General features: G+C 32.5%; 11 protein-coding genes. 4 read left to right on the top strand and 7 right to left on the bottom strand.

Annotated elements, in window-relative coordinates:
• Positions 1–2,104: collagen-like protein (locus L3B98_RS12865; RefSeq protein WP_238916942.1), on the top strand; the 2,104-nt coding region annotated here is incomplete at its 5' end.
• Positions 2,105–2,395: 291 nt separating this feature from the next.
• Here the strand turns inward: L3B98_RS12865 and L3B98_RS12870 are convergent.
• From L3B98_RS12870 to rfbF, 7 genes are all read right to left on the bottom strand, one after another.
• Positions 2,396–3,940 carry a glycosyltransferase gene (locus tag L3B98_RS12870; protein ID WP_238916944.1) on the bottom strand — a complete coding sequence of 515 codons (1,545 nt, stop codon included), beginning with the start codon at positions 3,938–3,940 and terminating at the stop codon, positions 2,396–2,398.
• Positions 3,941–4,162: 222 nt separating this feature from the next.
• Entirely contained in the window at positions 4,163–6,277 is a 2,115-nt protein-coding gene (locus L3B98_RS12875) for a glycosyltransferase (RefSeq protein WP_238916945.1), read from the bottom strand.
• Positions 6,278–6,485: 208 nt separating this feature from the next.
• The gene (locus tag L3B98_RS12880) at positions 6,486–7,412 is read right to left on the bottom strand and encodes an NAD-dependent epimerase/dehydratase family protein (RefSeq protein ID WP_238916947.1); all 927 of its coding nucleotides are present in this window, start codon (positions 7,410–7,412) and stop codon (positions 6,486–6,488) included.
• A 76-nt stretch (positions 7,413–7,488) separates the two neighbouring features.
• Positions 7,489–9,237, bottom strand: a complete 1,749-nt coding sequence (locus L3B98_RS12885; protein WP_238916948.1) for a thiamine pyrophosphate-binding protein — start codon at positions 9,235–9,237, stop codon at positions 7,489–7,491.
• A 38-nt stretch (positions 9,238–9,275) separates the two neighbouring features.
• A complete protein-coding gene (gene rfbH, locus L3B98_RS12890; RefSeq protein WP_238916950.1) occupies positions 9,276–10,622 on the bottom strand; it encodes a lipopolysaccharide biosynthesis protein RfbH in 1,347 nt (448 codons plus the stop codon).
• A gap of 3 nt (positions 10,623–10,625) precedes the next feature.
• Entirely contained in the window at positions 10,626–11,696 is a 1,071-nt protein-coding gene (gene rfbG, locus L3B98_RS12895; protein ID WP_173696347.1) for a CDP-glucose 4,6-dehydratase, read from the bottom strand.
• Positions 11,681–12,454, bottom strand: coding sequence for a glucose-1-phosphate cytidylyltransferase (gene rfbF / locus L3B98_RS12900; RefSeq protein ID WP_173696346.1), 774 nt, complete (start codon positions 12,452–12,454; stop codon positions 11,681–11,683). Before rfbF ends, rfbG begins: the two co-directional genes overlap by 16 nt.
• A gap of 503 nt (positions 12,455–12,957) precedes the next feature.
• On the opposite strand from rfbF, the gene L3B98_RS12905 reads away from it, so the two are divergent.
• From L3B98_RS12905 to L3B98_RS12915, 3 genes are all read left to right on the top strand, one after another.
• Positions 12,958–14,088, top strand: coding sequence for a glycosyltransferase family 61 protein (locus tag L3B98_RS12905; protein WP_238916951.1), 1,131 nt, complete (start codon positions 12,958–12,960; stop codon positions 14,086–14,088).
• 190 nt (positions 14,089–14,278) lie between these two features.
• Complete coding sequence (locus tag L3B98_RS12910) at positions 14,279–15,076, top strand: N-acetyltransferase (RefSeq protein WP_238916952.1); 798 nt, start codon at positions 14,279–14,281, stop codon at positions 15,074–15,076.
• Positions 15,077–15,134: 58 nt separating this feature from the next.
• The gene (locus L3B98_RS12915; RefSeq protein ID WP_238916953.1) at positions 15,135–16,262 is read left to right on the top strand and encodes a glycosyltransferase family 61 protein; all 1,128 of its coding nucleotides are present in this window, start codon (positions 15,135–15,137) and stop codon (positions 16,260–16,262) included.
• The last annotated feature ends 14 nt before the right edge of the window (positions 16,263–16,276 follow it).

The following is a 16,276-nucleotide window of genomic DNA, read 5'->3' on the forward strand; positions in this document are numbered from 1 at the left end:
AGGCCGTCAAGGCTCTCAAGGTACTCAAGGTACTCAAGGTTCTCAAGGCGCTCAAGGGCGTCAAGGACCTCAAGGCGCTCTAGGTTCTCAAGGTGTTCAAGGCTCTCAAGGTGCTCAAGGGCGTCAAGGCGCTCAAGGTGCTCAAGGGCGTCAAGGCGCTCAAGGACCTCAAGGCTCTCAAGGTTCTCAAGGTGCCCAGGGTGCTCAAGGGCGTCAAGGCGTTCAAGGACCTCAAGGTACTCAAGGTGCTCAAGGATCTCAAGGTGCTCAGGGTGTTCAAGGACCTCAAGGTGCTCAGGGTGCTCAAGGGCGTCAAGGCGTTCAAGGACCTCAAGGTACTCAAGGTGCTCAAGGTTCTCAAGGTGCTCAGGGTATTCAAGGATCTCAAGGTGTTCAAGGACCTCAAGGTGCTCAAGGGCGTCAAGGCGTTCAAGGACCTCAAGGCGCTCTAGGTTCTCAAGGATCTCAAGGTTCTCAAGGTGCTCAAGGGCGTCAAGGTGCTCAGGGCGTTCAAGGTTCTCAAGGACCTCAAGGCGTTCAAGGACCTCAAGGTGCTCAAGGCTCTCAAGGTGCTCAAGGATCTCAAGGCGCTCAAGGTGCTCAAGGCTCTCAAGGTACTCAGGGTGTTCAAGGTGTTCAAGGACCTCAAGGTACTCAAGGTTCTCAAGGTGCTCAAGGCTCTCAAGGTGCTCAGGGTGTTCAAGGTGTTCAAGGACCTCAAGGTGCTCTAGGCTCTCAAGGCGCTCAAGGCTCTCAAGGTGCTCAGGGTATTCAAGGCGCACAAGGTGCTCAAGGATCTCAAGGCGTTCAAGGTGCTCAGGGCGTTCAAGGTGCTCAAGGTACTCAAGGATCTCAAGGTGCTCAAGGTACTCAAGGCGCACAAGGTGCTCAGGGTGTTCAAGGACCTCAAGGATCTCAAGGTACTCAAGGCTCTCAAGGATCTCAAGGTGCTCAGGGTGTTCAAGGACCTCAAGGTACTCAAGGCTCTCAAGGTGCTCAAGGCTCTCAAGGTGCTCAAGGATCTCAAGGTGCTCAAGGTGCTCAAGGCGCTCAAGGTGCTCAGGGTATTCAAGGATCTCAAGGTGTTCAAGGCGCTCAAGGTGCTCAAGGCTCTCAAGGTGCTCAGGGTATTCAAGGCGCACAAGGTGCTCTAGGATCTCAAGGTACTCAAGGCGCACAAGGTGCTCAGGGTATTCAAGGATCTCAAGGTGTTCAAGGCGCTCAAGGTGCTCTAGGCTCTCAAGGTGCTCAGGGTACTCAAGGTACTCAAGGCTCTCAAGGTGCTCAGGGTATTCAAGGATCTCAAGGTATTCAAGGCGCACAAGGTGCTCAGGGTATTCAAGGATCTCAAGGTACTCAAGGTGCTCAGGGCGTTCAAGGTGCTCAAGGCTCTCAAGGTGCTCAAGGTATTCAAGGTGCTCAAGGTGCTCAAGGTACTCAAGGCTCTCAAGGTGCTCAGGGCTCTCAAGGTGCTCAGGGCGTTCAAGGTGCTCAGGGCTCTCAGGGCGCTCAAGGTGCTCAGGGTATTCAAGGCTCTCAAGGCTCTCAAGGTGCTCAAGGCTCTCAAGGATCTCAAGGTACTCAAGGCTCTCAAGGTGCTCAAGGCTCTCAAGGTGCTCAGGGTGTTCAAGGCTCTCAAGGCTCTCAAGGCTCTCAAGGATCTCAAGGTGCTCAGGGTGTTCAAGGACCTCAAGGTCGTCAAGATTCTTCAATAATATATCTAGGTACAGATCAACAAAGTATTGTTACTGGCAATTTCGTTGGACTAGGAACTTCCGGTATTGACTTTGCACGAAATTCTGTAGTCATACCGGCTAATGGAACTATTACAGGTTTGAGACTAAACATCCGAAACAATATCTTAACAGCAGCCGACTTAGTAACTGCTACGATTGTTATAAGTACAGATGGTGGCTTTACGACTTCAGTCGTTGGTACTCCTTTAACAATAACCGGACCAAATAATGCAGTTACTCCAAATCCTTGCGCATTTATAGCTGAAAATATTCCTGTAAGTGCATGTAATCTAATATCAGTAGAAATTACCACTGGCATGATAGGCTTAGCTAGTGGTGTAGCAATTGATATAATCTTGTCTATCTAATAATAGTGTAAAAAGTCGTGCTTTTCCACGACTCAGAGTGTCGACAAGTTCGACACTCTGTTCTTATTTTGCATTAATCCAAAGGCTTCATAATTTATAGGAGTATATATTTTATTTCCACGTACATAAACGTTAATATTAACAAAAAATATAAAAGACAAACAACGTAAAAAAATCCTCTGTTATAATGTGAAAAATATTGATCACATTATAACAGAGGAAAATTTTATTGTGCATTTTTATCTAACTTGGATTCAAATAAGCTAGAATCACCTTATAGTAATGTTCCAATTATTCTTGTAGCGATTCTGGTAATATAACAACTTTCTCTTTACATGAAGAGCAAAATTTGGCATATTGGATACAAGTTTCTAATGAATCCTTTGGCTCCATTGGCCACCAGCGAATTGCTCCCATAGGCGCTTTAGATGCAAAAGACTCAACCTCTTCAGGAATATAACCGACAACCACCACTTCTATTTCTTTAAAGTTATTTTCTATACCCTTTTTAATAGTCTTAATTAATTGGTCATGCTTAATTGCAGAACAAGAGTATGGAATTGGAAACAACATTGAAATTCTGGATGAATCCTCATTAATTATATTAGCTGCTTTAAGAGCTGCGTCATTAGGTTCTCTCTCCCATACACGACTATATGACACATATTCATATACTCCAAGTTCATTAACTCTTGCATGGATTCTTTCACTATAATATCTGTACAATTCACCTACGAGAATTTGGATCTGCTGATTTCTAGTAAAAGTTGAGTTATCCCCATTCTCATTTCTATATTGTATATAGACCAAATCAGGAATGCATACATACCTAGTGCAAAGAAATGATCGAACTAGCATGTCATAATCATCCGCGACCAATAGTTCTTCGCGGTGCCCTCCAAGCAGATGGTAACACTCTCTTGTCCACGCACGTGGATGATTGGGCAACCCAACTAAATGACGTATGGTAGTCCCATTGATGACAGTATTTCTTAACACATTTTGCCATCGATTCATTTCATGCACCCAAACCCGATAATATATACCGTATCCAAAGCCACAATCCCAACCATACCATTGTGCATCGTTGCTCCCTACGTACACCTCTGCACTCTCCCCATATGCAAAGCCACATTCAGGATGCTTCTGAAATGTATGGACTATTTTCTCTAAACAATCAGGAGTTAACTCATCATCATGATCTACTTCTACTAAAATTTCTCCCGTACACAGACCTGCTGCATACCGTTTAGTTGCTCCAATATAGCCATTGCGGTAATCTTGTCGAAATCTCCTCACACGTGGGTCATCTAGCGGTAGTAAGTCTTGATTGTATGTGGCATCCTCATCACCAGAATCATCCACAATTACCCATTCCCAATTGGTATAGGTCTGATTCAATAAGGAGCGATAAGGACGCTGAATTTTTTCTTTTGATTTATATGCAGCTGTGAACAATGACACTAATGGAGTGTCAGATGAAAACTGAATATCAGGTATTATTTTATTTTTAGGGAGTGGATCCGTCCGGTTGAGCCAGCAGTAAAATAAATAACCTGGTTGAATGTCCGCTGGAGACTTGTAATGTAACCAACGCTTTCTCTCATGATAAGGCATAGCATACAGTGTTGGAAATTGTTCTACATTTTCTCCCAGTGAAACATAAACACGTGGATTTTTAGGATTTATATCTAATAATGCATCATTAGGTTCATACAATTTCACTGTTATTCCATTTTCATTAAGTCTTTTTAACATTTCATCAAATCCGTCCCATGAATTCTTCCTTAAAACAAATAAATGAGCTGTTAATAGCGGAGTATTGTTTGATTGCATGTTCATCCCCCTTTTGTTATTAAATCTATATTGTATTTCCTTATTAATATATCTATAGCTTGCCATATTCTAACATTGCACTTATACTATGAGTACATATCTAAAACTAGAAATGCATGACCTTCATTTCGATTGATACGCATAAGTAAAGTTTTACTTTGGGCATTTATGCGTCTTTATCTAAAATCTTTTTTATATTCCTATATTATCTTTATCCATCCCTTAGTAAACATATCCCCTATTGATTAATAGAATCCAAAAAAGATCATAATCTTCTGTACCATTACTTATGGTCAATTTTCTATTTACTCTGTGATTATCTACCCTACTGTATATATTTTTGATTTTTTCCTTGGTATCCAATATATGATTTTTTTCTATAGCATCGTTAACACTTTTATATTTCTCATACGTTTCAATATTACCGTTCTTTAGTTCATTAATTTCTTGTATAATGTCATTTATATTGTTATAACTGCATACTTCAAATTCTTCATCAAATTCAGTAAGAATGGGGCAATGACTATTTGTGAATTTTATTATTGATAGTCCATATTTAGAAGCATCTAATAGTGATGTCATACTTCCCATCATAAAACAATCTAAATAGACATCTGATATTTGATAAAATTCTTCTATTTCTGTTACTACTCCTAATGCTCTTACTTTTCCACCTGTTTCAATATTTATTTCATGCCATTTTCCTGTATCATTAGGACCAATAATATAAGCTCTGCAATTATCAACTTTGTTAACTATCTCTTTTATGATATCAATATAATTATAATCATTAATACTCCTAAATTTATAATTGGAAGCAATCGTTAATATAACAATTTCATTTTCGTTCACTTTATATTTTTTCCTAATTTCATTTCTATTAAAAACTTTTTTAGCTTCTAACGGTATAGGTAATATAAAAGAATTATTACAACTTCTTCTAGTCAAAGTCAGCTTTTGTCCAGAAGGTCTAAGATCTACAACTAAATCAGCTATACTTGCTCCAAGCCAAAAAAGATGATCTCCATGATTCATATAAATTACAGGTGGTCCATCATCTATTCCAAATGCTATTACTGGAATTGGATCCATCATATGCATATGAAGCACTACAATATCAGCCCATTCATATGCTAGCTTTCTAAGCTTTGCAGCTCTTTCAACATGCTTGTCAGAAACAGTTTCAAGGGAAAAAATCCATCCGCCACTATTTTTAATTTCATCCAAAAGCCACTGTGGAGTACTTTCTATTTGCCAGGTAGTAACTAACGAATGAATAGAATCAGCATCACTTTTTATCCAATTTTTAGCTAATCTTGTATGACCTCCTGTAGAATATCCTTCACTCAAAACATGAAGTACTTTTCTTTTTTTACTATTTTTATCCTTTATAACATAATCCTCTGCAGGTAATTTATTTGCACATTCTAAAAGCATATTCTCTATTTCAGGGGATTGATAAAAGTCAGGATGATAAACCTCCCAAGAAGCCTTAGCTGCAAAACTATAAGCATCACTTGATACACTCTCATAATCACTTAATGCTAGGCTATTTTTCATCGCATAAACATAGCTTTCTAAAATTTTTCTATTCTGAACCAATATATTCATAGCTTCTTCTCTATTGAAATCAAACAAATCTTCTGATGTACAAATATTTCTATTTTCTATAATTGGATATTCTTTCAGAAAAACTTTTCTGTATTTTTCAGTTTCATTTTGAAGTTCGCTATCAACTTCAGTACCCCAATCATGTATACACCATGTTTTTTCTTGTCTTGGAACTACAACCTGAAAGCCTTTTTTATTAAACTCCATACACTCTGAAATATCATAAAAATACAAACCATCAAATATTTCTTCTTTCCATTTTATATCAAATTGGGTTGCCATTATTAATCCATCTACAGCCTCAACAATTTCATATTTCTCTATAATGTTATTTAATTTATAATATTCTTTGGTTTCATTATTTAAAATATTTACTTCTCCTACTTTACATACATCATTCCACCATAAACCACTAGCTGGTAATCTTTTTGCTCCAACAACGCCAATTAGACCTACTTGGTTATTATTAACAAAAATATCTAATATATCTTTTATTAAGCTTTTATTTATTATATAAGTATTACTATGAAGATAAACCTTGTATTTAGCATCTGTTTGATTTAATCCATTATTATAAGCTTTCGCAATATTGTTACTCTCTCTAATACTAATTACATCTACTTCAATGCCTAAAGGAATTTCTAAATCATTAATATATGAAGCACATGCTTTAAACTGGCTTTCATTTAAAACGCAGATTATAAATGCAATCTTATTATTATTCATGAAACCACTCCCTAAATATGCCTTATACTAGACCATATGTTAATTTAAACTATATATATTTTGTATATCTAATCTTATCAACCAGTCATTTAGCATCCTATTATCTTATGAATATAATGAAAAAAGTGTGCTATTCTGTACTTATATATGAGTATTTGATCACAGGCTTATTTTGAAAATTATAAAAGTGTTTGTATACTTATTTTTTTCATTCATCTATCTCTAAACTAATAAATTCCAATATCTTTTTAATTCCTTCCTTAAAATTCACATTACAAGACCATCCTAAATTTTGTTTCAATTTATCTACAATTGGTTCAGAGTTTAGGACACTTTCACTATTATAAGGTATTGCTCCAAATTGTAACTCACTATTTGATTTACAAATATCTTTCATATCTATTACAAACTCTTTAAGTTGCCTACTTTCTCCACTTGCAATATTATATATTCCATCCATACAAGATGTATTTGCAAGTAAATACATTGCTCGTGCTAAATCTTCTACATAGATAAAGTCCCAACTTTGTACACATTGAGTTAATTGTATACTTTCATTTCTTTTCATCTTAACTAACGCTGACATAACAAGTGTTCCTTTATAATCATAAATACCATATACACTAAATATTCTTGCCCAAATAAATTTTATGTTATTTTTTTTAGCCATTTTTCTAAGTGTTTTATAAGCTTTTAATTTAGCCTTACCATATTCAGTAACTGGTTTTGCGGGATAGCTTTCATCAATCTTGCCAATACATTTACCATATTCAGCCTGCGATCCAGCTCCTATAAATGTATCGCATCCTAATCGTTTAGCAACTTTCATAGTATTTATTGCACAATTATAATTTTCATTCTGTAAAATAGTATCATCACGATATGGCACTCTTGCACCAGCCCATGCTAAATGATAAAATATATCTATTTTTTTTATTTCGATTTTCTCTATAAGTCTTTCAATATTTTCCATGCCGATCTCTATAACTGTTAAAAGATTGTTTTTAGGTAATCTATATAAATTTTTTGAATTTGGTCTAACTACAGCTATAACTGCACAGTTGTTTTTAAGATATTCCTTAATTATATGTACTCCTATGAAACTAGTAGCGCCAGTTACTATTACATTTTTCATAATTTATAATACCTCTTTCTCTTTACTAACTTATAAATTTGTAGAACTAGCATTATCATTACTAGTTCTACTTTACTTAAATATTACAAATATCAATTAATTTATTAAACAACTCTCTATCTAAAAGTGGCTCTTGATCATGAATTGGTCTACCCATAGCAAGCTTAGGATACAAATAAGTAGTATCACTTAATTTTATTTCTATAAAGCAAGGTTTATCATCTACTAACATATTTCCGCATTTCGAAATTTCCTCTATAGAATTTATATTCGCATATCTTAAATCATAAGCAATTGCAATTTTTTGAAAATCAGGAGTTGTATAACCGCACTCTTTTTTAGTTTGTACAAAATTAGACTCAAAGTACATTTCCTGAAAATGACGAATCATGCCTAATGAGCTATTGTTAAGTACTATAACCTTAACAGGGATATTTTCTCTTACTATAAATTGGAGTTCTTGGATATTCATTTGTAATCCACCATCTCCATTAAAACAAATTACGTTTTCCTTGCTGCCATAATATGCACCAATGGCGGCTGGAAGTGAATATCCCATTGCACCATGTCCTCCAGAAAAAAGCATTTTTTGATTGTTCTTCATAACAAAAGATTGTGCTACCCATACCTGATTTTGACCAACATCAGTTGTTATAATTGAATGATCTGGAACCTTATACGAAAATTCTTTTATAATATTATTTTCATATTGCATTCCACCAATACCCTTAAGCTCTTTTCGGATTTTATTACATGCATTTATCCATTTTAAATAGTTGTTTTTTATTTTAAATTCTTCTGTATGCAATATAGATATGATTTTTTTTAAATCTACTACAAAAGATATTTCATCATCTTTTATTTTGTTTGTGAGTTCTCCATTATCAATATCAAATCGTATAATTTTTGCATTTTGTGCAAAAACTTTTAAATTACTTCCAGTTTGTCTGCAATCAATTCTAGAACCGAAGCTAATAATTAAATCACTATTTGATATAATAAAATTTGCTTTTCTATGGCCATAAGCACCTATGAATCCAAAATTATTTATAGCATAATTGGGTATTACATCTCTTCCAATCATACTTGTAACAACTGGAATTCCTATTAAGTCAACAAATTCTCTAAATTTATTTCTAATATTTGCAGTGTTGACACCATTTCCTGCTAAAATGACAGGTCGTTTAGAATTCTTCAACATTTCTAATATAGTATTCTTTATATCCTCATAATAACAACTGGTTTCTTCATCGCTTGTAGGTTCATCACTTGTAGATTTATAACTTGTTAATTTATCTGGAATAACATCTGCCCTTTGAATATTCATAGGAATATCAATAAGCACAGGACCTGGTCTCCCATTACAGCTTATATAAAATGCTTTTTCAAGTTCACACTTAATGTTATTTTCATTTTCAATTTTCACTGCATACTTAGTAATAGGTTTTACAATACTTACAATATCTGTTTCTTGAAATCCCTTTTGCCGAGTAAAAGTGTCTCCTTTTGATTCATAGGTATTAACCTGACCTGTAATAAATATGCATGGAATAGAATCAAAGTAAGCATTTGCAATCCCTGTAATAAGGTTTGTAGCCCCTGGACCGCTTGTAGCATAAGCAATTCCAGGCTTATTTGATATTTGAGCATATCCACAAGCACAAAAGGCAGCTCCTTGTTCATGATAGTTTACATGTGCCAAAATTCTATCTTTGTATCTATCAAAAGAATCCATAAGATGTGTTACCATTCCACCAGGATAACCAAATACATCAGTTATTTCTTTATCAATTAAAAAAGTTACAATATAATCACTTAACTTCACATTACAGTTCCTTCCACAATTACTTAAATGACGCAAATTTAGGGTATATAATTTTTAACAGCTTCTTTTATTATTTTAGTCATGTAGTCTATCATTTCATCAGTCATTCCTGGATATACTCCTACCCAAAAAGTATGATTCATAATTCTATCTGTATTTGTTAAATTACCAACAACACGATATCCATTACCATTAGTTCTCAATTCATCAAAACATGGATGTTTTATCAAATTTCCTGCAAATAACATTCTTGTTTGAACTCCTTTGCTTTCAATATATTGAACAATCTTATTTCTATCTACTCCATCCTTGCAAGTTATAAGGAATCCAAACCAACTTGGATCAGAATTTTCACATGGAATAGGCAAAATAAGCTTATCTTCAACTTCTAATAAATTTTTCTTTAATCTTTTAAAGTTTTCTTTTCTTCTTTCAACAAAAGAAGGGAATTTTTTAAGTTGTGCACATCCTATGGCGGCTTGCATATCAGTAGCTTTTAAGTTATAGCCAAAATGTGAATATACATATTTATGATCATATCCAACAGGTAATTCACCATATTGCTTATCAAAACGATGTTTACAATAATTGTCCATTCCAGGAGGGCAAATGCAATCTCTTCCCCAATCTCGGAGTGAACGAATTATTTTATTAAGTAATAGATTATCTGTGTATACTGCTCCGCCTTCACCCATTGTCATATGATGTGGTGGATAAAAACTTGAAGTTCCAATATCACCTATTGTACCTGTGAATTTTTCTTCTCCATTTATTGTATATTTAGAACCAAGTGCATCACAATTATCTTCAATTAGCCACAAATTATTTTTATCACATAAATCTTTAACAGCACTTAAATTGAAAGGATTCCCTAGTGTATGAGCAACCATAACAGCCTTAGTCTTGTCGGATAATGCTTTTTCTAACATTGTTACATCGATATTATATTGTGGAATTGTAACATCCACAAAAACAGGTACTGCACCAAATTGAATCATAGGTGCAACAGTGGTAGGAAAACCTGCTGCAACAGTAATGATTTCATCACCACGTTTTACTGCTCTATCTCCGAGTAGTGGCGATGTTAAAGCCATAAAAGCATTTAAATTAGCACTTGAACCTGAATTAACAAGACTACAATATTTTACATTTAAATATTTAGCAAATTCACTTTCAAATTGAACAGTATATCTTCCAGATGTGAGCCAAAATTCAAGGGAACTATCTACAAGATTAACCATTTCTGCATTATCATAAACTCTTGATGCATAAGGAATCCTCTGACCTTCTACATAATCAGCCTTTTTATGATACTTATCACAATATTCACTAACAAGCTTTAAAATCTCGTTTTTATCTTTTTGCTGCATTAAATTATCTGACATGCTTTATTCTCCCTCTTTAAAAAATTCTATTATTTGTTTAGTCATACATTCATTAATATCATATTGTTCAAAATAACATTTTGCCCACTGAACTGTTTTTTCAATTGCTGTTTCTACACTCCATCTAGGGCTCCATCCAAATACCGTTTTAATCTTAGAGCAATCTAACTTTAAGAAACTAGCTTCATGAGGTCCTCCCATAAATTTATCTTCCCAAGTCATATCTTGTCCCCATTTTTTGCAAAATATATCCACTAAAGCTCCTGTTGTTATACAATCAGACTCATTAGGTCCAACATTATAATAGCCAGCATATTTTATATTCTCATATTGTTTTTGAGCTATCATCAGATATGCACTTAAAGGCTCTAAAACATGTTGATAAGGTCTAGTTGAATGTGGATTTCTTACTATAATGGGTTGCCTTTTTTCAGCTGCTCTAATACAGTCTGGAATAATTCTATCATTAGCAAAATCTCCGCCTCCTATTACATTACCAGCTCTAGCTGTAGAAATTGCAACTTGACCTTCTGCAAAGAAAGAGTTCTTATAACTATGTGTAACAAGTTCTGAGCAAGACTTACTATTTGAATACGGATCAAATCCATCTAATTGTTCATTTTCACGATATCCCCATTCCCACTCATTATTTTTGTAGACTTTATCTGTCGTAATATTTAAAAATGACTTTACGCTTTCATTTTTTCTAACACATTCAAGTATATTAACAGTTCCCATTACATTAGTTTCATATGTCAAAACTGGTTCTTTATAGCTATCACGTACAATAGGTTGAGCTGCAAGATGAAAAATTATTTCTGGTTTATATTTATTAAATGTATCCATTAGCTTTCCTAAATCTCTAATATCACCAATTACAGAGTTAATTTCTTTATCAATTCCAGAAATCTGGAACAAATTTGGATTTGTAGGTGGAATTAAGGAATATCCTATAACTTCAGCACCTGCTTTAACAAGTATCTTACAAAGCCAAGATCCTTTAAATCCAGTATGACCTGTTACTAAAACTTTCTTTCCTTTATAAAATTCCAAATTCATCACCATTTTTTCCATGGCGCCTCCCCACTTTCCCATAACGCTTCAAGTTGTTGCTTATCTCTTTGTGTATCCATACATTTCCAAAACCCTTCATGTTTATATGCCATGAGTTCACCCATCTTAGCAACTGTTTCTAAGGGAGCTTTTTCAAATACTGTACTATCCCCTTCAAGATAATCAAAAATTTCAGGATTAAGCACCATGAATCCTCCATTAATCATGCTACCATCATCATCATTTTTTTCGCGAAAAGCATTAATTCCATTATCCTTATTGATATCAAGAACACCAAATCTTTGCCCAGCATTTATTGCTGTCATAGTAGCTATCTTTCCATGAGCTTCATGAAACTTAACAAGTTCAGCAATATTAATATCGCTGACTCCATCTCCATATGTGAGCATAAATGGAGATTTATTGATGTATTTTTGTATTCTTTTAATACGTCCGCCTGTCATAGTATTAAGACCTGTATCAACTAATGTAACTTTCCAAGGTTCTGAAAAATTGTTGTGTACAGTCATTTTGTTCTTTTTACTAAAGTCAAATGTAACATCACTTCTATATAAATAATAATCTGCAAAATACTCTTTAATCATATAAGCCTTGTATCCACAACAAATCACAAAATCATTGTATCCATAATGTGAATATATCTTCATAATATGCCATAGAATTGGCATGTCCCCGATTTCAATCATTGGCTTTGGTCTTAAGTGACTTTCCTCTGAAATTCTTGTTCCAAATCCACCTGCTAATATTACAACTTTCATTTCTAACTCCTTCATTAGTACTTAATTTAAAATTTTATTTATAAAAAATTTGCAACTATATACTTTATTTTATATATCTTCTTATTAACCAGTCATCTTAGAACAATATTATCTTATGAATATACTGAAAAAAGTGTGCTACCCTGCAACCAGATATAAGTATTGATTAAGGATTGTTTTGTAAAATTATAAAGGTGTTTATAAATACTACTGAGAGAAAAATAAATTCTACCGCAAAATCTACAAGTATTTGTGGATTCTTTTATTTTTTTGTATCCAAATACATTAAATTATCATATTATATACTGTAAAATTTTTCATTTCGCGATTATATGATTACTATTAGTTTATGAATGATAAAAGTTATTTAACAGAAGTGGAACTTAAAAATATTAAACGTCATTATTAAGGCATATTTTAAAAAATAACAAGTCAGCATGCTAGTCTATTTTGCTTCATGGACTTGTTTCTTTCATATGCCTAAGTTGGAGGGGATTTAATAAATGACTATTGAAAAGAGATTAAATAATATTTCCTGTAAAGAATATTGCGATATTCATAATATGAAATATTCTATTATATTAAAAGAACATTCTCAAAATATATATATACCTAACTACAGAGATAAACCGGAGTATACTAATTATATAAATGCAGTGAAATATCCAGAAATTTTTATTTCCGAATTAAATAATGTTAATATAATTGGTGCAAATTATATAATTTTTGATGAAAATAATTACTGTATTTATGACCTACCACTCAAGGATGATGAAAATAAGTTTGATTTAAAATGTAATAATACAATATATGTAGATAAAACTAATACTTGTATTAACTATAATGAACCTATTGAAACCATTGAAGAAGGAATAATGCTGGTAGCTGCTTGTTCTTATAATTTTTCTCATTTTCATACAGAAGTGTTATCTAAATTATGCCTTATTAATGGAGTAGATGAATATAATAACGTCCCAATATTGATAGATGAAATTTGCCTTAGAATACCGCATTTTCTAGAAGAGTTACAAATGCTAAATAAAAATGGTCGTAAAATAATTTCTATAAAAAAATGGTGCTGCTATAATATAAAAAAATTAATATACATTTCAGATTTAGCGATTTATCCGTTTCAGATTAAAGAAGGTTATTTGTTAAAAAATAAAGATTGTGTTATGGATGATTTATGTATCAAACCATTAAATGAAAATTTGTCAATTAAAAGTAATATATTTAGGAAAATATTTATCTCTAGACGAAATACTTTTAACCCTAGATTAGAAAATCAGGATATTGTTGAACAGATTTTTTCAGAAAATGGTTATGAAATCATTTTTACTGAAGCAATGTCTTTCTACGATAAATTGAAAATATTTTCTGAAGCTGAATTTATAGCAGGTGCATATGGTGCTGGATTTACAAATGTTTTATTTGCTAATAAAAATGCGAAAATTATATGTATACAACCCAAGGCGATAGAATGGCCTTGGATTTCAAATATAGCTGGAATACTCGGACAACAGTGCTATTTTTTAGATGCAGAACTTTCTAAAGTAACACCATTTAGGTATTATCAAAATAGCTTTAAATTGGATGAAGAGTTTCTAAGAAAATTTTTAAAAATGATGAAGTAGCCAATTTTTAAGCCTTGAGTTAAAATAAACCTTCACTCAAGGCTTATTTGCAGATAAGCTTTAATTTCATGATCTTTTGTATTAAATACTTGTATATTGAAACAGCATAAACACACTTTTTTCAATATATGCATAAGATAAAATGGAATAAAGTAACTGTAATAGAAAGGTTATATTGATAGGTAGCTATATGAATAAATGTATAATTTCAGATACTGCTACAGTTAAAGAAAATGTTATTATTGGCAATAATGTATTCATTGAAGATGATTGTTTTATAGACTATGGAGCAATAATAAGAGATAACGTTCATATAAAAAAAGGAAGTTTTATAGGAGCAAGATGTATTATTGGTGAGTATTTAATAGATTTTTATTCTGATAGGATAAATAAGATGCATCCTTTAATTATCGGAGAAAATGCATTAATTAGGAGTGAAACAATTATTTATGGAGATACAACTATAGGAAATAACTTTCAAACTGGTCATAGAGTAACTATTAGAGAAGGTTCAGTAATAGGCAACAATGTTAGAATTGGAACCTCCTCTGATGTGCAGGAAGAATGTATAATAGAGAATTATGTTAGTCTTCACAGTAACGTATTTATAGGTGAGAAAAGTGTAATAAAAAACTTTGTTTGGATTTTTCCACATGTAATATTAACTAATGATCCTACCCCACCCTCGCAAAATATAATAGGCTCTACTATAGAAGAATATGCAGTAGTTTCTGCTGGAAGCATAATCCTGCCTGGAGTAAATATAGGATCTGAATCCTTAGTAGGTGCAGGAAGCACCGTAACTAAAAATGTTGAAAAAGAAACAGTAGTAGTTGGAAATCCAGCAAAAAAAATATGTTTAACTAAAGATATAAAAAATAAACTTACAGGACAAGAAGTTTATCCTTGGAAATATAATTTTTCCAGAGGAATGCCTTGGGCAAACTTAGGATATGAACAATGGTTAAAAAATGAAAAGTTAAAATAAATAATTCAATTTGCAGCACTAAATCTTACCTATATGTTAAAGCAGGAGGAACTAACAAATGAGCATTGATAGAAGATTAAATAATATTTCATGTAAAGAATATTGTAATATTCATAATTTCAAGTATTCTATTAAACAAAAGGAACATTCCGAGAAAAATTATATACCAGATTATAGAGATAATACTGAGGTTAATAATTATATAAATGTTAAATTTCCAGAAATTTATATAGCTGAATTATATAATGTAAACTTAGTTGGTGAAAATAGCATAATTTTTGATGAAAATGATAATTGTATTTATGATTTACCACTAAGGGATCATGAAAATAGATTTAATTTATCAGTGAGTAATGTATATTTTGCGGATAAGAATGTTACTTTAGCTTACTACGAAAAATCAAATGAGAAAATTGAAGAAGGTATAATGCTTTTATCAAATGCTTCTTTTAATTATTTTCATTTCAATATGGAAATATTATCTAAATTATGTTTGATTAATGAGATAGAAGAATATAATGAAGTTCCAATATTAGTAGATGAAAGATGCCTTAAAATTAAACCTTTCAAAGATGAATTAGATATGCTAAACATTCATGGTAAAAACATCATTCCACTAAAAGCAGGATACTGTTATGATATTGAAAAATTAATATATATATCAGACTTACTTATTGGACCTATTGATCTAAAGAAAAATACATTGTTAAGATATGAAGATTATATCATGAATAATTTAGCTGTGAATCTACTTCATGATAATTTATCCATTAATAGTAATATATCTAGAAAATTATTTATGTCTAGAAAAAATTGTTGGGGAACTAGATTACTACTGAATCAAGATAAAATCGAACAAATTTTTAAAGAATATGGTTATGAAATTATATACCCAGAAATAATGTCCTTTCAAGACCAATTAAAAATTTTTTCTGAAGCTGAATTTATAGCCGGTGCAAGTGGCGCTGGATTTACAAATATTTTATTTGCTAATAAAAGCGTAAAAATTATTTGTATATTACCTAATGAAATAAAACTTTCCTGCTATTCGAATATAGCTGGTGTCCTAGGGCAACAGTGCTATTATTTAGATGCAAAGATTCATTACAATCCTAATATTGTGCTTTATCAAAATAGCTTTGAATTAGACGAAGAATATTTAAGAAAGTTTTTAAAAGATATGTAACAATATTTATTAAG

This window comes from Clostridium sp. YIM B02555 (genome assembly GCF_022320955.1).
GTDB lineage: Bacteria > Bacillota > Clostridia > Clostridiales > Clostridiaceae > Clostridium > Clostridium saccharoperbutylacetonicum.

Bases quoted from the DNA above. Each gene is read 5' to 3' on its own strand.
- rfbF (WP_173696346.1), bottom strand. From the start codon at position 12,454: ATGAAAGTTGTAATATTAGCAGGTGGATTTGGAACAAGAATTTCAGAG.
- L3B98_RS12905 (WP_238916951.1), top strand. From the start codon at position 12,958: ATGACTATTGAAAAGAGATTAAATAATATTTCCTGTAAAGAATATTGC.
- rfbH (WP_238916950.1), bottom strand. From the start codon at position 10,622: ATGTCAGATAATTTAATGCAGCAAAAAGATAAAAACGAGATTTTAAAG.
- L3B98_RS12910 (WP_238916952.1), top strand. From the start codon at position 14,279: ATGAATAAATGTATAATTTCAGATACTGCTACAGTTAAAGAAAATGTT.
- rfbG (WP_173696347.1), bottom strand. From the start codon at position 11,696: ATGGAAAAAATGGTGATGAATTTGGAATTTTATAAAGGAAAGAAAGTT.
- L3B98_RS12875 (WP_238916945.1), bottom strand. From the start codon at position 6,277: ATGAATAATAATAAGATTGCATTTATAATCTGCGTTTTAAATGAAAGC.
- L3B98_RS12880 (WP_238916947.1), bottom strand. From the start codon at position 7,412: ATGAAAAATGTAATAGTAACTGGCGCTACTAGTTTCATAGGAGTACAT.
- L3B98_RS12870 (WP_238916944.1), bottom strand. From the start codon at position 3,940: ATGCAATCAAACAATACTCCGCTATTAACAGCTCATTTATTTGTTTTA.
- L3B98_RS12915 (WP_238916953.1), top strand. From the start codon at position 15,135: ATGAGCATTGATAGAAGATTAAATAATATTTCATGTAAAGAATATTGT.